The 21982-nt window shown below is 70.0% G+C and carries 20 protein-coding genes; 7 read left to right on the forward strand and 13 right to left on the reverse strand.

Going from position 1 to position 21982, the window contains the following annotated elements:
• Positions 1–58 precede the first annotated feature (58 nt).
• Positions 59–913, reverse strand: a complete 855-nt coding sequence (locus tag ABR738_RS32365; protein ID WP_350233481.1) for a metallophosphoesterase family protein — start codon at positions 911–913, stop codon at positions 59–61.
• A gap of 629 nt (positions 914–1542) precedes the next feature.
• Here ABR738_RS32365 and ABR738_RS32370 point away from each other — a divergent pair.
• Both ABR738_RS32370 and ABR738_RS32375 read left to right on the forward strand, forming a co-directional pair.
• Positions 1543–3012 carry an AlkA N-terminal domain-containing protein gene (locus ABR738_RS32370; protein WP_350234836.1) on the forward strand — a complete coding sequence of 490 codons (1470 nt, stop codon included), beginning with the start codon at positions 1543–1545 and terminating at the stop codon, positions 3010–3012.
• A gap of 27 nt (positions 3013–3039) precedes the next feature.
• Positions 3040–3540 (forward strand): methylated-DNA--[protein]-cysteine S-methyltransferase, encoded by a 501-nt coding sequence (locus tag ABR738_RS32375; RefSeq protein ID WP_350233482.1) that lies wholly within the window; start codon positions 3040–3042, stop codon positions 3538–3540.
• A gap of 44 nt (positions 3541–3584) precedes the next feature.
• On the opposite strand, the gene ABR738_RS32380 is transcribed toward ABR738_RS32375, so the two are convergent.
• Positions 3585–3920: a hypothetical protein gene (locus tag ABR738_RS32380; protein ID WP_350233483.1), complete on the reverse strand. Its 336-nt coding sequence runs from the start codon at positions 3918–3920 to the stop codon at positions 3585–3587.
• Positions 3921–4392: 472 nt separating this feature from the next.
• Between ABR738_RS32380 and ABR738_RS32385 the strand changes: the two genes are divergently transcribed.
• Entirely contained in the window at positions 4393–5193 is an 801-nt protein-coding gene (locus tag ABR738_RS32385) for a maleylpyruvate isomerase family mycothiol-dependent enzyme (protein WP_350233484.1), read from the forward strand.
• A gap of 273 nt (positions 5194–5466) precedes the next feature.
• Here ABR738_RS32385 and ABR738_RS32390 read toward each other — a convergent pair whose 3' ends face one another.
• From ABR738_RS32390 to ABR738_RS32405, 4 genes are all read right to left on the reverse strand, one after another.
• Complete coding sequence (locus ABR738_RS32390; RefSeq protein ID WP_350234837.1) at positions 5467–5814, reverse strand: BTAD domain-containing putative transcriptional regulator; 348 nt, start codon at positions 5812–5814, stop codon at positions 5467–5469.
• A 91-nt stretch (positions 5815–5905) separates the two neighbouring features.
• On the reverse strand, positions 5906–8452 hold the full coding sequence (locus ABR738_RS32395; protein ID WP_350233485.1) for an ABC transporter permease: 2547 nt from the start codon (positions 8450–8452) through the stop codon (positions 5906–5908).
• The gene (locus ABR738_RS32400; RefSeq protein ID WP_350233486.1) at positions 8452–9186 is read right to left on the reverse strand and encodes an ABC transporter ATP-binding protein; all 735 of its coding nucleotides are present in this window, start codon (positions 9184–9186) and stop codon (positions 8452–8454) included. The genes ABR738_RS32395 and ABR738_RS32400 overlap by 1 nt, the downstream gene beginning before the upstream one ends.
• 38 nt (positions 9187–9224) lie before the next feature.
• On the reverse strand, positions 9225–9884 hold the full coding sequence (locus ABR738_RS32405; RefSeq protein ID WP_350233487.1) for an ArsR/SmtB family transcription factor: 660 nt from the start codon (positions 9882–9884) through the stop codon (positions 9225–9227).
• 80 nt (positions 9885–9964) lie between these two features.
• On the opposite strand from ABR738_RS32405, the gene ABR738_RS32410 reads away from it, so the two are divergent.
• The gene (locus ABR738_RS32410; protein ID WP_350233488.1) at positions 9965–10108 is read left to right on the forward strand and encodes a hypothetical protein; all 144 of its coding nucleotides are present in this window, start codon (positions 9965–9967) and stop codon (positions 10106–10108) included.
• Positions 10109–10188: 80 nt separating this feature from the next.
• Here the strand turns inward: ABR738_RS32410 and ABR738_RS32415 are convergent, their stop codons facing one another.
• The gene (locus tag ABR738_RS32415; RefSeq protein ID WP_350233489.1) at positions 10189–11904 is read right to left on the reverse strand and encodes a BCCT family transporter; all 1716 of its coding nucleotides are present in this window, start codon (positions 11902–11904) and stop codon (positions 10189–10191) included.
• A 141-nt stretch (positions 11905–12045) separates the two neighbouring features.
• Between ABR738_RS32415 and ABR738_RS32420 the strand changes: the two genes are divergently transcribed.
• Together ABR738_RS32420 and ABR738_RS32425 are read left to right on the forward strand one after the other, a co-directional pair.
• On the forward strand, positions 12046–13200 hold the full coding sequence (locus ABR738_RS32420) for a glycerate kinase (RefSeq protein WP_350233490.1): 1155 nt from the start codon (positions 12046–12048) through the stop codon (positions 13198–13200).
• 249 nt (positions 13201–13449) lie between these two features.
• Positions 13450–14970 (forward strand): MFS transporter, encoded by a 1521-nt coding sequence (locus tag ABR738_RS32425; protein WP_350233491.1) that lies wholly within the window; start codon positions 13450–13452, stop codon positions 14968–14970.
• 602 nt (positions 14971–15572) lie between these two features.
• Here ABR738_RS32425 and pssA read toward each other — a convergent pair.
• Both pssA and ABR738_RS32435 read right to left on the reverse strand, forming a co-directional pair.
• Complete coding sequence (gene pssA / locus ABR738_RS32430; RefSeq protein WP_350233492.1) at positions 15573–16427, reverse strand: CDP-diacylglycerol--serine O-phosphatidyltransferase; 855 nt, start codon at positions 16425–16427, stop codon at positions 15573–15575.
• A complete protein-coding gene (locus ABR738_RS32435) occupies positions 16414–17070 on the reverse strand; it encodes a phosphatidylserine decarboxylase (protein WP_350233493.1) in 657 nt (218 codons plus the stop codon). Before ABR738_RS32435 ends, pssA begins: the two co-directional genes overlap by 14 nt.
• Before the next feature lie 2 nt (positions 17071–17072).
• Between ABR738_RS32435 and ABR738_RS32440 the strand changes: the two genes are divergently transcribed.
• Positions 17073–17219 carry a hypothetical protein gene (locus ABR738_RS32440; protein WP_350233494.1) on the forward strand — a complete coding sequence of 49 codons (147 nt, stop codon included), beginning with the start codon at positions 17073–17075 and terminating at the stop codon, positions 17217–17219.
• A 35-nt stretch (positions 17220–17254) separates the two neighbouring features.
• Here ABR738_RS32440 and ABR738_RS32445 read toward each other — a convergent pair whose 3' ends face one another.
• Genes ABR738_RS32445 through ABR738_RS32460 form a run of 4 tightly spaced genes read right to left on the reverse strand, consistent with a single transcriptional unit; the run spans position 17255 to position 21972 of the window.
• Positions 17255–18460 carry an acyl-CoA dehydrogenase family protein gene (locus ABR738_RS32445; RefSeq protein WP_350233495.1) on the reverse strand — a complete coding sequence of 402 codons (1206 nt, stop codon included), beginning with the start codon at positions 18458–18460 and terminating at the stop codon, positions 17255–17257.
• A 1-nt stretch (position 18461) separates the two neighbouring features.
• The gene (locus ABR738_RS32450; RefSeq protein ID WP_350234839.1) at positions 18462–18968 is read right to left on the reverse strand and encodes a MaoC family dehydratase; all 507 of its coding nucleotides are present in this window, start codon (positions 18966–18968) and stop codon (positions 18462–18464) included.
• Between the two features lie 5 nt (positions 18969–18973).
• A complete protein-coding gene (locus ABR738_RS32455) occupies positions 18974–19948 on the reverse strand; it encodes an HpcH/HpaI aldolase/citrate lyase family protein (protein ID WP_350233496.1) in 975 nt (324 codons plus the stop codon).
• Complete coding sequence (locus ABR738_RS32460) at positions 19945–21972, reverse strand: ethylmalonyl-CoA mutase (RefSeq protein WP_350233497.1); 2028 nt, start codon at positions 21970–21972, stop codon at positions 19945–19947. Before ABR738_RS32460 ends, ABR738_RS32455 begins: the two co-directional genes overlap by 4 nt.
• Positions 21973–21982 lie beyond the last annotated feature (10 nt).

Consider the following 21982-nt stretch of genomic DNA (forward strand, 5'->3'; position numbering starts at 1 on the left):
CCGGGCGGGGGTTGAGGCAGAGCCTCTGACACGCCCACCCCACGCCTGCGGCTCCCGGTCAGCGGGGGTGTTCCGCCGGGGGCGGCAGGATGCGGCGCGGCTGCCCGGGCGCCGTCGAGCGGGAGCGCCACTCGCGGGGATAGCCGAGCGACACCTCCTCGAAGCGGACCCCTTCGTGCCAGGTGGTCCGGGGTATGTGGAGGTGGCCGTAGACCATGGCGGCCACCCGGAACCTGCGGTGCCAGTCGTCGGTCAGCCGGGTGCCGCACCACATCGCGAACTCCGGGTACCACAGGACGTCCGTGGGATGGCGGTGCAACGGGTAGTGGTTGACCAGGACCGTGGGCAGGTCGTCGGGGAGTGCCTTGAGCCGGCGTTCCGTCTCCTCCACCCGGGCGCGGCACCAGGCCTCGCGGCTCGGATAGGGGTCGGGATGCAGCAGGTACTCGTCGTTGCACACGACCCCGGTGCCGTACGCGTACTCAAGCCCCTCGGCCTTCGTGGTCCGGCCGGCCGGCAGGAAGCTGTAGTCGTACAGCAGGAACAGCGGCGCGACGGCGACCGGGCCGCCGGGGCCGTCCCAGACCGGGTAGGGGTCCTCAGGGGTGAGCACGCCGAGATCGCGGCACATCTGGACCAGGTGGGCATAACGGGCGGTACCGCGCAGGGTGATGTCGTCCTTCGGGTGCGTCCACAACTCATGGTTGCCGGGCGCCCACACGACCTTGCGGAAGCGGCTCGCCAGGGTGGAGAGGGCCCAGTGGATGTCAGGGACCTTCTCGGCGACGTCCCCGGCCACCAGGAGCCAGTCGTCGTCGGAACCGGGCGCCAGCTTCTCCACAAGGGCGCGGTTCTCGGCGTATCCGATGTGCAGGTCGCTGATGGCCAGCAACTGCCCGGTACCGTCCGCCATATGTGGCCCCCCGTTCCGAGTACGTGATCGCGACCACGAGATCACACTCCGCACCGCTCGGACAACTGTTTCCTTTATGACTCCGAGCGTGGCTGAGGCGGCTTGGCCGGCCGGCGTGGGTCGGTGTCGTCGGCGGGCGGGGCCGACGGGGAGGGCGCGGCGGGGGAGGGGCGGTGGGGGAGGGGCGGTGGTCGAGAGCGCTCTCGGACCGCCCGCCGGGCGGCCGCCCTTGCCCGAGCAAGTGGCTGGAAGCGCTTTCATGTCGGTCGGCTTGCCATCGTCTCAGGCTCGGGCAGACCGTTGGAAGCGCTCCCAGGCCCGGACGGGTGGTTGGAAGCGCTCCCCGCGCGGGTGGTTGGAAGCGCTCCCTCCCAGGCCCGGACCGGTGGTTGGAAGCGCTCCCACGCGGGCGGTTGGAAGCACTCCCGGACCCGAGCGCCCGACCGTGGCAGACGGCAGACGGCAGACGGCAGACGGCAGTCGGCAGGCGGCAGCAGCAGTGGCCCTGCCCCACCGGGGGGCGGGCCGCCGGCCGCCCCAGGCCCCGCGAGGTGCATGTCGGATTCTCGCCAGCGGGGGCGCTGCCCGTGCCGGATGCTGGATCCATGCCCCCCGTCGCTCCCGCACCCATGCACACCGACACCGAGCGCTGCGTGCGCGCTGTTCAGTCCAAGGACGCGCGCTTCGACGGATGGTTCTTCACGGCCGTCCTCACCACCCGCATCTACTGCCGCCCCAGCTGCCCCGTCGTGCCGCCCAAGGTCGAGAACATGACCTTCTACCCGAGCGCGGCCGCCTGTCAGCAGGCCGGGTTCCGGGCCTGCAAGCGGTGCCGTCCGGACACGACCCCGGGCTCGCCGGAGTGGAACGCCCGCGCCGACACCGTCGCCCGGGCCATGCGTCTCATCCGGGACGGCGTCGTCGACCGCGAAGGGGTGCCCGGGCTCGCGTCCCGCCTCGGCTACAGCGCCCGGCAGATCGAGCGCCAGCTGCTCGCCGAGCTGGGAGCCGGCCCCCTGGCCCTGGCAAGGGCGCAGCGTGCCCAGACCGCGCGGCTCCTCATCGAGACGACCCCGCTGCCCATGGCCGAGGTCGCCTTCGCCGCCGGGTTCTCCTCGATCCGTACGTTCAACGACACCGTGCGGGAAGTCTTCGCGCTCGCCCCGACCGAGCTGCGGACCCGCGCCGCGCGAGGCATCGCCCGCCAGACGCCGGGGGCGATCACCCTGCGGTTGCCCTTCCGGGCTCCACTGACCCCGGACAACCTGTTCGGCCACCTCGCCGCGACGGGCGTACCCGGCGTGGAGGAGTGGCGGAACAGCTCGTTCCGCCGCACCTTGACCCTCCCGTACGGGCACGGAATCGCCGAGCTCACCCCGGGGCCCGAGCACATCGGCTGCGTACTGCACCTCACGGACCTGCGCGATCTGACCATCGCCATCAGCAGGTGCCGCTGGATGCTCGACCTGGACGCCGACCCGGTCGCCGTGGACGACCGGCTGCGCACCGACCCGCTGCTCGCGCCGCTGGTCGCCAAGGCGCCGGGGCGGCGGGTGCCACGCACGGTGGACGCCGCCGAGTTCGCTGTGCGCGCCGTGCTCGGCCAGCAGGTCTCGACGGCCGCCGCCCGCACCCACGCGGCGCGTCTGGTGGCGGCGCACGGTCACCCCGTCCACGATCCGGCGGGCGGTCTCACCCACCTCTTTCCGACCCCGGCCCAGCTCTCGGAGATCGACCCGGAGTCCCTGGCCCTGCCGCGCAGCCGTCGTACCACCTTGACCACCCTCGTCGCCGCCCTCGCCGACGGCACCCTCAAGCTCGGCCTCGACAGCGACTGGGATCTGGCCCGCGCCCAGCTCAGGACGCTGCCGGGCTTCGGACCCTGGACCATCGAGGCGATCGCGATGCGGGCGCTCGGCGACCCGGACGCGTTCCTGCCCACCGACCTCGGCATGCGCCGGGCCGCCCAGCACCTCGGCCTGCCGGCCACCCCCGCCGCGCTCACCGCCCGCGCCGCCGCCTGGCGTCCCTGGCGGGCCTACGCCGTCCAGTACCTCTGGGCGACCGAGGACCACGCCATCAACTACCTTCCCGCATAGGGAAGTCGAGGATCGACGGAGTCAGCCGTGCGCATCACCCACACCCTCATCGACAGCCCCTACGGCCCGCTCACCCTCGTCGCCGCCGACGGCGTCCTGAGCCGCCTCTACATGGAGAACCAGCGTCACCGCCCGCCGCAGGAGACCTTCGGCGAGCGAGGTGACGGCGGCCCCTTCCCCGGGGCTATCGCTCAGCTCCAGGCGTACTTCGCGGGTGAACTGACCGAATTCACGATGGAGTTGAGCCTGCTGGGCACCCCCTTCCAGCAGCGCGTCTGGCGCGGGCTCCAACGGATCCCGTACGGCGAGACCCGCACCTACGGCGAACTCGCCGAAGCCCTCGGCAGCCCGGGCGCATCCCGCGCGGTGGGCCTGGCCAACGGCAAGAACCCGGTGGGCATCATCGTGCCCTGCCACCGCGTCATCGGCGCCAACGGCAGCCTCACCGGCTACGGCGGCGGCCTGGAGCGCAAACAGCGGTTGCTCGCGTTCGAACGCGGCGCGGCGAGGGAGGACGTGCTCTTCTAGCCGAACGTGCGCAGGAGCCGGGGGCAGCGCGCTGCCTTTGGGCTCTACCCGTGGCCTGCGCCTCCTTGGGCCGCGGCTTTCACTTCGGCGACGAAGCCCCGCAGTATCTGTGACCGGTGGCCCTCCGGCAGGGACGCCAGCGCCTTACGTGCCATGTCGAGCCCTGGACCGACGTCACCCGACTTCACCACGGACAGGGCGCGGTGCACGTTCGTGTGGGCCGCATAGCGTTCCAGCTGCCTGGGCCTGAGGGTGTCGGCCGTGTCCTGCTCGGCCCGGGACCGCGCGATGTTGCCGAGCCTCGCGTGTACGAGTGTCTTCGTCAGGCTGTAACCCCACCTCGGCATGCAGAACACCGAGGCATCTTCGTCGGTCTCCACGGCAGGGAACATGTCGTCTGCATTCCTGAGGGCGTCCAGGGCGGGAACCGACTGGTTCAGCTTTCCGTAGGCGTGAGCGAGTGCGAGCAGAGCACATAGTCGCCCGAGTGACGGTTTCTCGGACAGGGCAAGACCCACCTGTGCCATCCGAATGACGGGTCCGGGTTGTGATCCTTCGTGGATGAGGGCGGGCGCGCCTTGTCCTCGGGCCCACTCCCGAAGGCTGATACCGCCGCTTCTGTCGGCCGCGGCGACGGCCGTTCGGTACCACCGCGCGGAGGCGGCGGGTCCGTTCAGCGACGCCGATGCCATTCCCATGACGACCGAGAGCCTGCCTGCCCCCTTCCACAGGCCGGGGGAGGCATCGTTCAACCCCTGGCGCAGCAGGAGGAGGTCACTTCCGCACATGGCCAGCCGGCGGCGACCGTGAAAATCGCTGTACGACACCAGGGCACGGTGATAGACATCCGGTGTGAAAGAGGATCTTGAGTTCTCCGACCTGTTGCGACTGATCGATGAGCGGTCGACCGCCTTCCGCGCCGTGGTCGCCGCCGCGCCCGATCTCGACGCACAAGTGCCGACCTGTCCTGGGTGGACGCTGTTCGATCTGGTGAAGCACCTGGGCGGGGGAGACCGCTTCTGGGCCGCCATCGTCGGCGCGGGGCCCGCCGACGCGCCCCCGGCGGAGGCCGTCGCCGCGCGCGCCGCGCTGGAAGTGCCGCAGGAGCGTGAGGCCCTGCTGGCCTGGCTGGACGCGTCGACGCAGCTTCTGCTGGGCGCCCTGCGCGCAGCGGGGCCGGAGAACGGTTGCTGGACGTGGTGGCCCGCGTCGCAGTCACCCCAGACCGCCGGCGGCACCGCCCGACACCGGGTCCAGGAGACCGCGGTGCACACCTACGACGCCCAGCTCGCCCTGGGAGCCCCGCAGCCGCTGCCGGTCGAGCTGGCACTCGACGGCGTGGAGGAGTTCCTGTTCACCGTCTGCGCAACGCCGAGTCCCTGGCCGCACAAGCCCACGGCCTTCGACTTCCACGCCGCCGAGGGCCGCTCCTGGCGCCTCACCGTCGACGACGACGGCGCACGCACCACCCGCATCCCCGCGCCCACCGCCGCGACCGGCGAGGACTCGGACGCAGCCGGCGCCTCCGTCCACGGCACGGCCGGTGAGCTGGTCCTCTACCTGTACGACCGGATCCAGGCCGTCTCCTTGCACGTTGACGGAGACGCAGGGCTGCTCGACCTGCTCCGCGCCTGGGAGCCGGAGGAGAAGTAGGACGTGGCAGGGCGGTTGGGCGCGCCTCGAGCCGGTAGGACACGACTCTTCGCCATTCGTCAGCCGCGACACCGGGCTCAAACCCGCGAGGCGGCCTCGGGGCGTCACCAAGCCGACCGTCTACCTGGAGGGCAGTGCGAAATTTGTCCGTCCCTGCGGTCCAGGAGGCCCTGTTGTTCGCATTGTGCAAAGACAACAACCCCTCAGAGTCCCTGTGTCTCACCCGGGGGGCCTGCTCTCGGGGAGGCCGATTTCAATCGGGACCCAGGTGTCTCAGCGAACGCGCGGATCGTGCCCTCTCCGGAGAGCTGCCCCCTTGCGCGTCTGGGATCGACTACGGCGACTCTGCTGCTCAATTTCAGCGTGACTCCCACGCGCGGGCCGCGACGTGCGACGACGCGACGGTCGTGGTGGCCTGTGGATCGTCGACCAGGATGGCCGGGTGGCGTTGTGCGCGGTGGCCCACGGTCGATGCCCTGCGACTCGGCCAGCGCCTGCCTGTCCTTTCTGGAACACCGAGAGCGCGTCGGCCTGCTGGTCGCACTGGTGCAACGCTGTCAGCGGCCGGCCCCGAAGCCATTCCGCCGGCGGGTGTGCCTGCGTCCAGCCCGATGAGTTCAGGGATCAGACGCATCTGGTGGCCCGCTGGCTTCGAGTCTGTTCCCTCCGCGCCCGTGCCCGGATGGGGAGAGAACAGACCAGTCGGCCGGAACTACTCCCTGGCGCCGATCACGTCCGCCGGCTTGCCGGCCAGGGAGACGCGTGCCGAGATCATCGTGGCGGCCAGGGCCAGACAGGCGGCGACTGCCACGATGCCCGCGTAGGTGATCGCGGAGAGATAGGGAGCCGGGCTGCCCGTCATGCCGAGGGCGAAGGCGGTGAGCGTGGCCACCGCGATCACCGTGCCGATGATCACCGCGAGCAGCACGATCACCAGCGACTCCAGGCACAGCATCCGCAGTACCTGCCGCCGGGTGGTGCCGACCAGGCGCAGCAGGGCGAACTCCCGGGCGCGGCCCGTGGTGGACATGGCCAGGGTGTTGACCACCGCGATGGCTGTGAAGGCGATGATCAGCCCCATCGCCACGAAGTTGACCGCGGCGTTGGACTGCTGTTGGTCCGCCCGGAGCGAGTCGGCCTGATCGCCGTCCAGGACCTGTACTCCCGGGTAGCCGTTCACCGCCGAGGCCAGTTCCTTCTTCGTCCCGTCGGCCTTGACGAGCACCGCCGAGCTGAGCGGGTTGTCGACATGCGCGGCCACCAGGTCATGGGCCATGGTGAGGTCGCCGAAGCCCAGCCCGCGGTCGTACACCGCGACCACCGTGAGCGACACTCGGGATCCGTCGCCCATGGTCACCTCGACCTTGCTGCCGACGCCGCCGACGATGCGTTCGGCGACCTCGCTGACGGCCATGCTGCCTTCGCTCAGGTCCTTCAGTGAGCCCGAGACAACCCCGGGATCCATGGTCTTGTCCAGGCCCTTGAGTGTGACGCCCTGGATCTGGAACTTGTCCAGGCCCACCCGGACCGTGCTGCGCACGACCTCGGTGACACCGGTTACTCCGGAAAGCCCTCGCACTTTGTCCGCCGCCTTACCGGGCACTCCGGGCCCGGACGAGGCAATGGTGTAGTCCGCCCGACTGCCGTCCCGGGCCTGGCTCTGGGCCGCGTGGCCCAGCGTCGACTGGACGAAGATGATGGTGCAGGTCATCCCCACCAGAAGAGTGAGCGGAGTGAGCGCGCCGGACAACCGCCGCAGATTGGTCCGGCTGTTGGCCACCGCGAGGTACCCGCTGATCCGGGACAGCCTGAGCGGCGGGCTGAGCGCCGCTGTACCGACCCGGGCGATGACCGGTCCGAGCAGTGCCACCGCCGCGGAGAGCGTGATCACGCACAGATAGGTGACGGGTGCTGAGGCCGGTTCCGTGTGCAGGATGCTCAGCACGAACAGCAGCACCACCCCGACGACCAGGAAGATGGCCCCAGGGATCAGCCGTTTCGCGACGAAGGGCCGGGTCTCCATCGCGGCCTCGGAAAGAGCCTCAGCCGGGCGGATCCGCGCCACCCGCCGGGCCGACAGCCTGGCCGCCGCCCAGGCGCCCAGCACGGTGAGCATCACCGCACAGAGCATCGGATACGGGCTGAGGGTCAGCCCCAACGCGTCGGGAATGGTGCCGAAGTCCACGAACTCGCCGTGCAGCCACACGGCGATCGGCAGTCCTGCGACCGCGCCGACGCCGCCCGCGACCAGACCGATGATGGCGGCCTCCCGGCCGATCAGCCCGCGGATCTGTCGAGGCGTCGCCGCTATGGCGCGCAGGAGTGCCAGTTCCCGGTACCGCTGCTGAATGGAGAGCGCGAAGGTGGCGACCACCACCAGGATCGACACCAGCAAGGAGACCGCCGCGATGGCGCCGCCCATGCTGATCAGCCGCACCCGGGCCTTGCTCGCCCCGAGGAACTCCACGGCTCCGCGGTCGTCGGCGCTGTGTATTTGGGCGGTGGTGCCGTCCAGCGCACCGGCGATGGCGCTTTTCAACTCCGCCTGGCCGGCCCCCTGGTCGGGGATCACCCCGATGACGGATACCTGGTCCGGGCGCCCGCTCAGCCGCTCGGCCTCCTGCTCGGAGAAGAACAGCGACGACTGCTCCTGTAGATCGCCGCCCCGAGCGGCCGCGATACCGGACACGTGGTAGACGGCCGGTGCGCCCGTGGCCTGCACGGTCACTCGGTCGCCGACCTTGAGACCCGTCCGCGCCGCGAGTTCCCGATCAAGTACAACCTGGTCTGCTGCCCCAGGGGCGTTACCGTCCACAAGCTTGAACGGCGTCAGCGCCGCCGACTGCCAGGAGTGCCCCAATGAGACCTCGTCGTCCGGCCCCGAGATGATCCGTCCCGCGCCGGTGACGACATGGGCGGGGAACTCCAGTTCCGGCACCGCGGCCTTGACGCCGGGGACGGCGGCGACCTTCGCCGTGATACCGGCCGGCAGCCAGACGCGCTCATCCAGCGGCTTGGCCTTGCGCTTGACCTTCTTCTTTCCGTGCTTCTCCTGCACCTGCACCGAGTGGACGTTCTGGTCCCCGGCCACCATGATCGAGGCTGCCGCGTAGCGCTCCGTCTTGATCTTCCCGGTCAGTCCCGTCACCAGCAGCGTGCCGCAGGCGGTGATGAGAGCCGCGGCGCACAGCAGCGCGAGGAAGGCCCCGATGAAGCCCCCCTTGCGGTACCGCAGCGTGCTGAAGGCGTAACGAATCATCAGGTCCACGCCCCTAAACGCGTCATGCGCTCGGCGATCTGATCGGCCGTTGGGCGATCCGTGCGGTCGACGATGCGCCCATCGGCGAGAAACAGCACATGATGCGCGTACGAGGCCGCCACCGGATCGTGAGTCACCAGTACGACGGTTTGTCCGGCGTCGTCGACACACGCACGCAGCAGCGTGAGGATCTCCTTGGCCGTGACGGTGTCCAGTGCACCGGTCGGCTCGTCACCGAAGATGACGTCGGGCCGGGTGACGAGGGCCCGGGCGATGGCAACCCGTTGCTGCTGACCACCGGACAGCTGCGACGGCCGGTGGTTGACCCGCCCGGTCAGCCCGACTCGATGGATGATCTCGTCCAGCCAGCCTCGGTCGGCACGCTCTCCGGCCAAGCGCAGCGGCAGGGTGATGTTCTGACGGACCGTCAGCGCGGGCACGAGATTGAACGCCTGGAACACGAAGCCCACCCGGCGCCGGCGCACATGCGTCAACGCGGTCTCGTCCATGCCCGTGAGCTCCTCGTCGGAGATCCTGACGGAGCCGGAGGAGGGCCGGTCCAGGCCCGCGGCGCAGTGCAGAAAGGTGCTCTTCCCGGAACCCGAGGGGCCCATGACCGCGGTAAAGGTCCCGCGCGGAATCTCGATGGACACCTTGTCGAGCGCGGTGACGGCCTGGCTCCCACGACCGTACGTCTTGGTGACGCTCTCGAGCCGCACGGCCTGGCTGATCATGTTCTCTCGCGTACTCGACCGATCCCTGGCTCTCATCCTCACGGGCTCTCGTTCCTCTCCGACGTGGGCTCGAACGCGGCCCCTGGTTCTACGACGGGGGCACTGCTCTCGGTCACGATCCGCTCCGGGTCGGGAGCCGGAAGCGCGAAGAAACGGGTCAGCACGGTCCGCGCCCCGGCCGGGACCTCGTCGCCGGTGCGCTTGAAGCGGTTGATCAGGGCGATGTACTCCTCGAAGAAGGAGCGCAGTTCGTCAAGGGTCAGCTGCATCGAGCCCCGCGAGTAGAGGAAGGCGTCGGCCCACTCCGCGAGATCGTCACTCTGTCGCCGTAGCTGCTCGAACAACTCGACGTCCGCCGCATAGGCGCGGCGGTTCATCTCGTCGATGACGGGCCGGATCTCCGCACTCTGCCGGCTCCGCTCGGGAAACCGCAGATCGACGGGCGCTACGCGCCACCACCGTTCCCGCCCATGCGCCTGCGCGTCCTTGGGAACCTCCTCGATGAACCCGTACCGCGCCAGCTCGCGCAGGTGGTAGCTGGTCGCGCCGGTGTTGAGGTCGAGTTCCCGCGCGAGCATCGCCGACGTGGCCGAGCCGAGCAGCGAGAGCTGTTGGAAGATCTGATACCGCCGTGGATGGCTCAGTGTCTTCAGTGCCGCCAGATCGGCGATCTCTCTCAGTCTGGGTTCTCCTGGCATCCATGCACAATTTCATGTGCACAGCATTTTGTGCAATCCGGTCAGAGGGCTCGAGTGGGTGGTGCTCCACAACTTTGGTCGTGTCGGCCCGGCTGCTCGCGGCGGGCAGGCCGCACCAAGTGCTGCCGCTACCGGGGGTGGGGCACACCCTGACCGGGGAGGGCGTCGCGGACGCGCTGCTCCGGCACGAACTGGGCTTTCTGCGCGGCTCGTTGGGGGCTTGAGCGGACGGCCGGGGTCCGGTGCGCGGGCCGCACCGGACCACTCCCTCAGGACTGGGGCCTGCCCGGGCCGGACCACGGCCTCAGGGCTGGGGCCGCCCCGAACCGTCGTCCTCCGTACGGGACTTGGCGGCGCGGCGCAGCCGGGGGTGCAGGGCCGGGCCCTGCTCGGTGATCGCGTCGCCGACCATCGCCCGCACCGCGTCCCGCAGCCCGTGCAGGGCGCCGTGGCGCGAGGGCCCCGCGCCCGGGTCCTCACGCAACTCCTTCACCAGCGACCAGCACAGGCCGAGCATCACCAGGACGAAGGGGAGCGCGACCAAGATCGTCGCCGTCTGGAGGGACTTGAGGCCGCCCGCGACCAGCAGCACCGCCGCGACCGCCGCCATCAGGACGCCCCACATCACCACGAGCCACGTCGGCGGGTGCAGCGAGCCCCGGCTGGTGAGCGAGCCCATCACCAGGGACGCCGAGTCCGCGCTGGTGACGAAGTAGGTCATCACCAGGGCCATCGCGATGTACGAGGTGACGGTGCCGATGGGCAGCGCGTCCAGCATCCCGAACAGCGAGGCCTCCGCGCCGTCCTTGACCGCCCCCGCGAGATCGGCGGCGCCGGTGGCTTCGAGCCGGATCGCCGTGCCGCCCATGACGCAGAACCAGATGATGGTGGCGCCGCTGGGCACGAGCAGCACGCCGATCAGGAACTCGCGGATCGTGCGGCCGCGCGAGATGCGGGCGATGAAGGTGCCGACGAATGGCGCCCAGGACAGCCACCACGCCCAGTAGAAGATCGTCCAGGCCCCGAGCCACGTCCGGTCGGTGAAGGCGCCGGTGCGGCTGGCCATGGGGATCAGGTCGTGCAGATAGCCGCCGATCGAGGCCGGGATCGTATCCAGGACGTAGACGGTGGGGCCGAGCAGGAAGACGAAGAGCATCAGCACCGCCGCGAGCACGATGTTGATGGTGGACAGCCACTTCACGCCCTTGTGCAGGCCGGAGAAGGCGGACAGCACGAAGGCCGCCGAGAGCGAGGCGATGATGACCAGCTGGGTCGTCCGGGAGTTGCTGACGCCGGAGGTGATGTCCAGTCCCTCCGCGACCTGGAGCGCGCCGAGGCCGAGGCTCGTGGCGGTGCCGAAGACGGTGGCGAAGACGGCCAGCAGGTCGATGCACTTGCCCGGCGCGCCGTCCGCGCGCCGGGCGCCGATGAGCGGCACGAAGGCGGAGGAGAGCCGGTTGCCGCGCTGCTTGCGAAAGCCCGCGTACGCGAGCGCCAGGCCCGAGATGCCGTAGATCGCCCAGGGGGTGAGCGTCCAGTGGAAGAAGGAGTACTCGAGGGCCGTGCGGGCGGCGTCGCCCGTACCGGGACGCGCGCCGGTGGCCGGGGGCGGACTGAGGAAGTGCGTGAGGGGTTCGCCCACGCCGTAGAACATCAGGCCGATGCCCATGCCGGCGCTGAACATCATCGCGATCCAGGCCAGATTGGTGAACTCCGGCTCGGAGTCGTCGGCGCCCAGCCTGATCCGTCCGTACCGGCTGATCGCGAGCACCAGGCACAGCACGAGGAACGTGTCGGCGGCGACCACGAAGAGCCAGGCGAAGTTGTCCAGGACCCAGGCCAGCGCGGTCGAGGAGGCACTGTCGAAGGAGCTCTTGCCGAGGGCCGCCCAGGCGACCACCGCCGCCACCGCGAGCACACCGACGGCGATCACGGTGCGGTCGGGGGAGGGGGCGGGCTCGTCGGGCGGGCCGTCCGGCGCGGTGCCGGAGCCAGAATGATCGATCGGATCCCTCTTCATGACGCCCCACTATGGTGGGGAAAGTACGCACTTTGTGGGGTGGCGCGCCGCCTGCGGGCACGGTCGGCTATGGGCAGGCGCACTCCGGACGGATAGGGTCTGAAGCGGCGCGACTGCCTGTTCGAAAGCAAGGGATGGCAAGTGACGGACGGCGCAGTTTTGGAGACCGCCCGCGTACTCGTGGCGGCGGACAAGTTCAAGGGCTCGCTCACGGCCGTACAGGTCGCGGAGCGGGTGACGGCCGGGCTGCGGCGGGTCGTCCCGGATCTGCGGGTGGACACCCTGCCGGTCGCCGATGGCGGTGACGGCACGGTGGCGGCCGCGGTGGCGGCCGGATTCGAGCGCCGTGAGGCGCTGGTCACCGGGCCGCTCGGCACGCCGGTGACCGCCGCGTACGCGGTGCGCGACGGGGTGGCCGTGGTGGAGATGGCGGAGGCCTCCGGGCTCCAGCACCTCCCCGAGGGCGTCTTCGCGGCGCTGACCGCCACCACTTACGGCTCGGGCGAACTGCTGCGCGCCGCGCTCGACGCGGGCGCGCGGACCATCGTCTTCGGCGTCGGCGGCAGCGCGACGACGGACGGTGGCGCCGGCATGCTGGCCGCGCTCGGCGCCCGCTTCCTGAACGCGGCGGGCGCTCCCGTCGGCCCCGGCGGCGGCGCCCTCGCCGACCTTGCCACGGCCGACTTCTCGGGCCTCGACCCGCGCTTCACGGACGTGGAACTCGTCCTCGCCAGCGATGTCGACAATCCGCTGACCGGTCCCAAGGGCGCCCCCGCTGTCTACGGTCCGCAAAAGGGTGCCTCGCCCGACGACGTGGCGGCCCTGGACGCGGCCCTGGCCCACTACGCCAAGGTCCTCGAAGCCGCCCTCGGCGCGAAGGCGGCCGAAGCCGCGCTCGCTCCGGGCGCCGGCGCGGCCGGCGGCATCGGGTACGGCGCGCTGGTGGCCCTGGACGCCGTCTTCCGCCCGGGCATCGAGGTCATGCTCGACGTGCTCGGCTTCGGGCCCGCGCTGGCCGGGGCCACCCTGGTCATCACCGGTGAGGGCTCGCTGGACGAGCAGACCCTGCACGGCAAGGCTCCGGCGGGTGTCGCGGCGGCGGCCCGCGCGGCCGGCATCGAGGTCGTCGCGGTATGCGGCCGCCTCGCGCTCCAGCCCCGCCAGCTCGGCGAGGCCGGCATCCGCCGCGCCTACGCCCTGACCGACCTCGAACCCGACCCGGCCCGCTGCATGGCCGAAGCGGGCCCGCTCCTTGAGCGCGTCGCCCAGAACATCGCGGGCGACTTCCTGCGGTAGCCCGCCTGCGCGATCATCGGCGCCCCCCTGGGCCCCCGGCCGCCACGAACCCCACGGCCCCCCTTGCACCGCGCGAGGGGGGCCGTTGTGTCGTTCCCTGGATGCGGGGCCGGTCGAACGGAGGCCGACGCCGTCCAGGCGGCCGCCCCGCGCCCGAGCGGCCCGTCGGCCACCCTCGCCGTACCACCGCACTGCATCCTCTCCACGCCATATGAGACACTAGTGTCTCATTCGATACTGGAGTGTTCCATGACACCGCCCCTCGACCCACGGCGCTGGGTCGTCCTCGCGATCCTTTCCGGCAGCCTGCTGCTCATCGCGATGGACACCACGATCCTCAACGTCGCCTTTCCCTCGCTGGTCAGCGACCTTCAGCCCAGCTCCGTACAGCAGCTGTGGATCATCGATGTGTACGCGCTCGCGCTCTCCGGCCTCCTCGTGACGGCAGGCGCGCTCGGTGACCGGTGGGGCCGCAAGCGGCTGCTTCTCGCCGGCTTCGCGACCTTCGCCCTCGCGTCCCTGATCGCGGTGTCCGCCACCGAGGCCTGGCAGGTCATCGCGGCCCGCGCGCTGCTCGGGGTGGGCGGCGCGGCGATCATGCCGTCCACCCTGTCGATCCTGCGCGACGTCTTCACCGACGCCCGCGAACGCGCCCTGGCCTACGCCGTGTGGGCCGCCGTGTTCGGCGGCGGCATGGCGCTCGGCCCGGTGGTCGGCGGACTGCTCGTCGAGCGGAACGGCTGGCAGTCCGCGTTCCTGATCAACGTGCCGGTCGCCCTGGTGATCATCGCCTTCGGCGCGTGCCTGCTGCCCGAGTCACGGCAGCCCCGCGAGGGCCGCTGGGACTGGTGGGGCGTGGGTCAGTCCGTGGTCGGCATGCTCGCGCTCGCCGGCGGCATCAAGCAACTGGGCAAGGGCGGGCCCGCCGATCCCCTCGCATGGGTCCTGCTCGCGGTGGCGGCCCTCGCTCTCACGGTCTTCGTCCGTCGCCAGCTGCGCCTGGCCCAGCCGCTCTTCCACGTGCGGCTCTTCACGAACCGGTCGTTCAGCATCGCGGCCGCCTCGATCTTCCTCGGGATGATCGCGCTGGGTTCGGCGCTGTTCCTGGTCACGCAGTGGTTCCAGTACGGCCAGGGGTACAGCCCCCTGGAGGCCGGGACACGGCTGCTTCCGGCCCCGCTCGGCCTGGTCGTCACCTCGCTGGTGACCCCGGTCCTGATGCACCGCCTCCCGATCCGGCACGTCATCGGCGGCGGCCTGCTCCTGATGACCGCGGGCCTCGCGCTGCCGTGGCTCTTCCAGCAGTCCGGGCCGCTGGCCTACCCCGGTGTCGCCGTGGCGCTGGGTGTGCTCGGCTGCGGTGTCGGCGTGGCGACCACCGCCGCGTCCGTGACCCTGATGGCGTCCGCGCCCAAGGAGCACGTCAGCGGCGCGGCCGCCGTCGAGGAGACCTGTTACGAGCTGGGCGCGGCGATGGGCGTGGCCATCCTCGGCAGCGTCGCGGCGGCGCTGTACCGCACGCACCTGCCGCGGTTGGCGCTGGACGACGCGGCGACCGCGTCCGTACGCGACTCGGTGGGCGAGGCGGCCCACGTGGCCTCGTCGCTGGGCGGGCGGCCGGGCGCGCTGCTCCTTGAGCAGGCGTCGGCGGCCTTCACCTCGGGCATGACCCCGACGTTCCTCCTGGCGGCCGCCCTGCCGCTGGCCGCGGCGGTCCTGGCCTGGGCGAAGATCCCGGGCGACCTCCGCCCCACGGAAAACTCCCACTGACCCGGCGCGGGCGCCGAACCGGCCGAGCCCTGGGGGCTGCGCCCCAGAGACCCCTGAGGGGCCGCGCCCCAGCCCCCTGGAGGGCTACGCCCCTCCAACCCCGGGGGACCGCCCCCAGACCCCGTTCGCGCCTGAAGGGTGCTCGTCCCTCCAGGGGGACCCCCATGACGGGCTGAGGTTGCCGGTGCGGGCCGGCACCAGCCCTGCCAGGGGGGCGGGGAACCGCGCGAGAAGCGACCACGGTCGGCAGGCCTAGGTCCCTGGGGCCCACCCCAGACCCCGTTCGGCCTGAACGGCGTCCTCTATCTCCCCCAAGGCCTTTAAGGGCCAGGGGCCCCCATGACGGGCTGAGGTATGCCGGGTGGGCCGGCACCAGCCCCGCCAGGGGCGCGGGGAACTGCGCGGCAAGCGCCCGCGGTCCGCACCCGACGCCCGCGCCCGCCCCCGTGAATCCGCCCGACGCCCGACGCCCCGCGCCCGCCCCCGCGAATCAATCCGACGCCCGACGCCCGACGCGACCAGCAACGCACCATCGGGGGATCGCAAAAGGGGCCCCGGGTTCATCGACCCGGGGCCCCTTTCGAGTCCAGCACCGTGCGGAGCTACGGCAGCTGCGCCGCCCGCGCCTCACGCCGGTTGCCGCGGAACGTGTTCACCCGCCGGGCCGTCGCGAAGAGGGGGATCGTGGCGGCCAGGACGATCTGGAGCGCGCAGCCGGTCTGGAGCAGCATCTGCCCGCCCGGCGCGTCGAACGCCCACGCCGCGAGCAGACCCATCGCCCCGATGATCCAGCTGAGCATCGCCACCGCGAGGACACCCCGGGGCTTGGGGTACTCCACCCGGCTCACCATCAGCCAGGCGACCCCGATGACGGCGAGCAGCGTCGGCACGAACGGCAGCTCGAGCAGCACGATCGAGACCACCGTGAGCGCGCCGAACGGGCTCGGCATGCCCTGGAACATGCCGTCCTTCATCGTCACGCAACTGAAGCGCGCCAGTCTCAGCACCACCGCGAGCAGCACGGTGATCGCCGCCACCGCCGCCACCCGCTGATGGGCGTCGTCGGCGACCATGCCGTACACGAGCACGAAGTAGGCCGGGGCGAGCCCGAAGCTGATCAGGTCCGAGAGGTTGTCCAGCTCGGCGCCCATCGGGGAGCTGCGCAGCTTGCGCGCGACCAGACCGTCACAGAGGTCGAAGATCGCGGCGAGCAGCATGAGGATCACGGCCGTCGCGGCGGAGTGCCGCGCCATGCCGGTCTCCTGGCTGCCGGACAGGTGCGGGATCAGGATGCCGGTGGTGGTGAAGTACACCGCCATGAACCCGCACGTGGCGTTGCCGAGGGTGAGGGTGTCCGCTATCGACAGGCGCAGTGACAGCGGCATTTCCTCGACGTCGTCCTCGGACTCCGCCTCGGGCACCCAGCCGGCCTGCGTCTCGGGATCAATCACGGTCAATTCGAGTCACCCCCGCCGTGGTCGCCTGACCGACCTCGACCGCGACCTCGACACCCTCGGGGAGGTAGATGTCGACCCGCGAGCCGAAGCGGATGAGGCCGATGCGCTCGCCCTGCTCCACCTTGGTGCCCTGGGGGATGTACGGGACGATGCGCCGCGCGACCGCGCCGGCGATCTGCACCATCTCGATGTCGCCGAGCTCGGTGTCGAAGTGCCAGACGACGCGCTCGTTGTTCTCGCTCTCCTTGTTGAACGCCGGAACGTAGCCACCGGGGATGTGCTCCACCGAGGTCACCGTGCCCGCGAGGGGCGCGCGGTTGACGTGGACGTTCAACGGGCTCATGAAGATCGCGACGCGCGTACGCCCGTCCTTCCACGGCATGATGCTCTGCACCACACCGTCGGCGGGGGAGATGACCCGCCCCTGCGTGATCTCACGCTCGGGGTCGCGGAAGAACCACAGCATGCCCGCCGCCAGTGCGGTGGTGGGCACGGCCACGATCGCGGCGCCCTTGGAGTGGCGGGATCGGGCCAGGCTGAGGGCTGCGGTGGCGACGGTCGGCAGAAGCCACGGCGATGCTCCGCGAGCAAGGCGTCCCTTGAGGAAGCCGTCGCGTGGTGCAGAGGTTTGGCTGTGGGGCATGGATGACCTTCGTAGCGGATGATGCCGCGCTGGCAACGGGGGACGGCGGCAGGTTTACCGGCGATGGTATCGGTTGCGAGCCGCAACTGGGCAAGCCAGAAGCCGAGTCGGTCGGCCGGAAGCGCTCAGAAAACGCCTACGGGGTGTGATGTTCTTCGCGGCCGAACCGACTCAAAAGCGACAATCAACCCTGGAGCCGGTACTCCTCAAGAAGTCGGCGCCCAATGATCATTTTCTGGATCTCGGCGGTACCTTCACCGATGAGCAGCATCGGCGCCTCGCGGTACAGGCGCTCGATCTCGTACTCCTTGGAGAAGCCGTAACCGCCGTGGATACGGAAGGCGTCCTCCACCACCTCCTTGCAGTACTCGGAGGCGAGGTACTTCGCCATCCCTGCTTCGAGGTCGTTTCGTTCCCCGGAGTCCTTTTTGCGTGCTGCGTTGACCATCATTGCATGGGCCGCTTCGACCTTGGTAGCCATTTCGGCGAGCTTGAACTGAATCGCCTGATGCTGAGCGATCGGCTTTCCGAAAGTGTGCCTTTGTTGGGCATAAGAGACACCCAGCTCGAATGCACGCTGCGCGACTCCGCAGCCACGGGCCGCGACGTTGACGCGCCCGACCTCCACGCCGTCCATCATTTGGTAAAACCCTCGGCCGGTGACCCCGCCGAGAACGCGATTGGCCGGAACCCGTAGCCCGTCCATGATCAGCTCGGTGGTGTCGACGCCCTTGTATCCCATTTTGTCGATCTTGCCGGGAATGGTCAGCCCGGGGCGGACCTCTCCGAAGCCCGGCTCCTTCTCCACAAGGAAGGTCGTCATCGACTTGTGGGGCGCGGTCCCCTCGGGGTGTCCTTCGTCACTCCGGCACAACACGGCCACCAGCGAGGACGTCCCGCCGTTGGTCAGCCACATCTTCTGGCCGTTGAGGACGTATCCCTCGCCGTCCTTGACGCCCTTGGACGTGATCGCCGACACGTCCGAGCCGAGCGCCGGCTCCGACATCGAGAACGCGCCGCGCACCTCGCCGAGCGCCATCCGCGGCAGGAACGTGTCCTTCTGCTCCTGGGTGCCGTGCTGCTTGAGCATGTACGCCACGATGAAGTGCGTGTTGATGATGCCGGACACCGACATCCAGCCACGCGCTATCTCCTCCACGCACAGCGCGTAGGTGAGCAGCGACTCCCCGAGACCGCCGTACTCCTCCGGGATCATCAGGCCGAACAGGCCCAGCTCCTTGAGCCCTTCGACGATCCGCGTCGGGTACTCGTCCTTGTGCTCCAGCTGGGTCGCGACCGGAATGATCTCCTTGTCGACGAAGTCCCGCACCGTGGAGAGGATTTCCTGCTGGACGTCGGTCAGACCGGCGGTCTGCGCGAGACGGGCCATCTCAGTTCTCCCGAAGTTCCGGGCGGCCGGGCTGTTCTCCGCCGCGCTCCTTGATGTACGTCTCGGTCGGCACCATCACCTTGCGGCGGAAGACGCAGACCAGGGTGCCGTCCTGCTTGTAGCCCTTGGTCTCGACGTGCACGATCCCGCGGTCGCTCTTGGACTTCGACGGGGTCTTGCCGAGCACCGTCGTCTCGCCGTAGATGGTGTCGCCGTGGAAGGTCGGCGCCACGTGCCGCAGCGACTCGATCTCCAGGTTGGCGATCGCCTTGCCGGAGACGTCCGGCACGCTCATGCCGAGCAGGAGCGAGTAGATGTAGTTGCCCACCACGACGTTCTTGCCGAAGTCGGTGGTGTTCTCGGCGTAGTTGGCGTCCATGTGCAACGGGTGGTGGTTCATGGTGAGCAGACAGAAGAGGTGGTCGTCGTACTCGGTGACCGTCTTTCCGGGCCAGTGCTTGTAGACGGCGCCGACTTCGAACTCTTCGTAGGTACGGCCGAACTGCATGGTGCTCACGCCTCCGGGGCTTCGAACGTCGTGGTGCGCTTCATGCCGGCGGCCCGGCCCTTGCCGGAGATGACCAGCGCCATCTTGCGGCTGGCCTCGTCGATCATCTCGTCGCCGAGCATCGCCGAGCCCTTCTTGCCGCCCGCCTCGGAGGTGCACCACTCATAGGCGTCCAGGATCATCTCGGCGTGGTCGAAGTCCTCCTGCGACGGCGAGAAGATCTCGTTGGACGCCTCGACCTGGCCCGGGTGCAGCACCCACTTGCCGTCGAAGCCGAGCGCGGCGGCGCGCTTGGCCACCTCGCGGTAGCCGTCCACGTTGCGGATCTGGAGGTAGGGTCCGTCGATCGCCTGGAGGTCGTTGGCGCGCGCGGCCATCAGGATCTTCATCAGGATGTAGTGGTAGGCGTCCGCGCCGTAGCCGGGCGGCTGCTCACCCACGACGAGCGATTTCATGTTGATCGAGGCCATGAAGTCGGCCGGGCCGAAGATGATCGTCTCGGTGCGCGGTGAGGCCTCGGCGATCGCGTTCACGTTGTTCAGGCCGCGCGCGTTCTCGATCTGCGCCTCGATGCCGATCTTGCCGACCTCGAAGCCCATCGTCTTCTCGATCTGCGTCAGCAGCAGGTCGAGCGCCACCACCTGGTCGGCGGTCTGCACCTTCGGCAGCATGATGCAGTCGAGGTTCTGCCCCGCGCCCTCGACGACGGTCACGACGTCGCGGTACGTCCACTCGGTCGTCCAGTCGTTCACGCGCACCACCCGCGTCTTGCCCGTCCAGTCGCCCTCGTTGAGGAACTTGACGATGGTGTGCCGCGCCTCGGGCTTGGCCAGCGGCGCGCAGGCGTCCTCCAGGTCGAGGAAGACCTGGTCGGCGGGGAGCCCCTGGGCCTTCTCAAGGAAGCGGGGGTTCGACCCGGGGACCGCGAGGCAGGAGCGGCGCGGGCGGAGCCGGTTGACGGGGGAGACGGGGGAGCTCATGCGGGGACCTCCAACGGGTCGAGCTTGTTCGCTTTCCGGATCTCGTCGACGATACGGCCGATGATCTCCGTGATACCGAAGTCCTTGGGGGTGAAAACGGCGGCCACACCCGCCGTGCGCAGTTCCTCGGCGTCGGCGGGCGGGATGATCCCGCCGGCGATCACCGGGATGTCGCCCGCGCCCGCCTCGCGCAGACGCACCAGGACGTCCGGGACGAGTTCGGCGTGCGAGCCGGACAGAATGGACAGACCCACACAGTGCACGTCCTCGGCGAGTGCGGCGCTGACGATCTGCTCGGGGGTCAGCCGGATGCCCTGGTAGACCACCTCGAAGCCGGCGTCACGCGCGCGCACCGCGATCTGCTCGGCCCCGTTGGAGTGCCCGTCGAGACCGGGCTTGCCGACCAGCAGGCGCAGCCGCCCCGAGCCCAGGTCCGACGCCGTGCGGGCCACTTTCTCGCGTACCAGGGCCAGCGGCGTGCCCTGCTCGGCGGTGACCGCGACCGGGGCCGACGAGACGCCCGTGGGGGCCCGGAACTCGCCGAACACCTCGCGCAGCGCCTGCGACCACTCGCCGGTGGTGACCCCCGAGCGCACGCATTCCAGCGTGGCCTCCATAAGGTTGCCCGTCCCCTTGGCGGCCTCCTTGAGCTTCTCCAGGGCCTTGCACGGGCGCGGGTGGTTGAAGGGCGGCTGGTAGCGGGTGTCGCGCCAGTGCTTCAGCGCGGCCACGACCCGGGCCTCGACGGCCGGGTCGACCGTCATGATCGCCCCGTCCAGGTCCGCGGTGAGCGGGCTCGGCTCGGTGGACTCGTAGCAGTTGACGCCGACGATCCTCTCCTCGCCGGCCTCGATGCGGGCCCGGCGCTCGGCGTGCGAGGAGACCAGCTGCGACTTGAGGTAGCCCGACTCGACGGCGGCGAGCGCCCCGCCCATCTCCTGGATGCGGTCGATCTCCGCCAGGCACTCGCTCACCAGCGAATCCACCTTGGCCTCGATGACGTGCGAGCCGGCGAAGATGTCCTCGTACTCGAGCAGGTCGCTCTCGTGCGCGAGCACCTGCTGGATGCGCAGCGACCACTGCTGGTCCCAGGGGCGCGGAAGGCCCAACGCCTCGTTCCAGGCGGGGAGTTGGACCGCCCGGGCGCGCGCGTCCTTGGACAGCGTCACGGCCAGCATCTCCAGCACGATCCGCTGGACGTTGTTCTCGGGCTGCGCCTCGGTCAGGCCGAGGGAGTTGACCTGGACGCCGTAGCGGAAGCGGCGCTGCTTGGCGTCCTCGATCCCGTACCGCTCCCGCGTGATCTTGTCCCAGATGCGGCCGAAGGCGCGCATCTTGCACATCTCCTCGATGAAGCGGACACCCGCGTTCACGAAGAAGGAGATGCGGGCCACCACATCGCCCTTGCGGTCCTCGGGGATCTGGCCCGAAGCGAAGACCGAGTCGAGCACGGCGATCGCCGTGGACATCGCGTACGCGATCTCCTGGACCGGGGTGGCACCCGCCTCCTGCAAGTGGTAGCTACAGATGTTGATCGGGTTCCACTTGGGGATGTTGTTCACGGTGTAACAGATCATGTCTGTCGTCAGCCGCAGCGAAGGACCCGGCGGGAAGACGTGCGTCCCGCGCGAAAGGTACTCCTTCACGATGTCGTTCTGCGTGGTGCCCTGGAGCTTGGTGATGTCCGCGCCCTGCTCCTCGGCGACCACCTGGTACATGGCGAGCAGCCACATCGCGGTGGCGTTGATCGTCATCGAGGTGTTCATCTGCTCCAGGGGAATGTCCTGGAACAGCCGCCTCATGTCACCGAGGTGGGAGACGGGGACCCCGACCCGGCCGACCTCGCCGCGGGCGAGGATGTGGTCGGGGTCGTATCCGGTCTGCGTCGGAAGGTCGAACGCGACCGACAGACCCGTCTGACCCTTGGCGAGGTTGTTGCGGTAGAGCTCGTTGGACGCCTCGGCGGTCGAGTGACCGGCGTACGTCCGCATGAGCCACGGCCGATCCTTCTGACGCTCCGTCATAACCGCTCCC

Origin of the sequence: Streptomyces sp. Edi4, assembly GCF_040253615.1 — a bacterium.
Classification (GTDB): Bacteria; Actinomycetota; Actinomycetes; order Streptomycetales; family Streptomycetaceae; genus Streptomyces.

Bases quoted from the DNA above. Each gene is read 5' to 3' on its own strand.
- ABR738_RS32455 (WP_350233496.1), bottom strand. From the start codon at position 19,948: ATGAGCTCCCCCGTCTCCCCCGTCAACCGGCTCCGCCCGCGCCGCTCC.
- ABR738_RS32440 (WP_350233494.1), top strand. From the start codon at position 17,073: ATGACCTTCGTAGCGGATGATGCCGCGCTGGCAACGGGGGACGGCGGC.
- ABR738_RS32370 (WP_350234836.1), top strand. From the start codon at position 1,543: ATGCACACCGACACCGAGCGCTGCGTGCGCGCTGTTCAGTCCAAGGAC.
- ABR738_RS32425 (WP_350233491.1), top strand. From the start codon at position 13,450: ATGACACCGCCCCTCGACCCACGGCGCTGGGTCGTCCTCGCGATCCTT.
- ABR738_RS32445 (WP_350233495.1), bottom strand. From the start codon at position 18,460: ATGGCCCGTCTCGCGCAGACCGCCGGTCTGACCGACGTCCAGCAGGAA.
- ABR738_RS32415 (WP_350233489.1), bottom strand. From the start codon at position 11,904: ATGAAGAGGGATCCGATCGATCATTCTGGCTCCGGCACCGCGCCGGAC.
- ABR738_RS32460 (WP_350233497.1), bottom strand. From the start codon at position 21,972: ATGACGGAGCGTCAGAAGGATCGGCCGTGGCTCATGCGGACGTACGCC.
- ABR738_RS32395 (WP_350233485.1), bottom strand. From the start codon at position 8,452: ATGATTCGTTACGCCTTCAGCACGCTGCGGTACCGCAAGGGGGGCTTC.
- ABR738_RS32435 (WP_350233493.1), bottom strand. From the start codon at position 17,070: ATGCCCCACAGCCAAACCTCTGCACCACGCGACGGCTTCCTCAAGGGA.
- ABR738_RS32450 (WP_350234839.1), bottom strand. From the start codon at position 18,968: ATGCAGTTCGGCCGTACCTACGAAGAGTTCGAAGTCGGCGCCGTCTAC.
- ABR738_RS32365 (WP_350233481.1), bottom strand. From the start codon at position 913: ATGGCGGACGGTACCGGGCAGTTGCTGGCCATCAGCGACCTGCACATC.
- ABR738_RS32405 (WP_350233487.1), bottom strand. From the start codon at position 9,884: ATGCCAGGAGAACCCAGACTGAGAGAGATCGCCGATCTGGCGGCACTG.
- ABR738_RS32400 (WP_350233486.1), bottom strand. From the start codon at position 9,186: ATGATCAGCCAGGCCGTGCGGCTCGAGAGCGTCACCAAGACGTACGGT.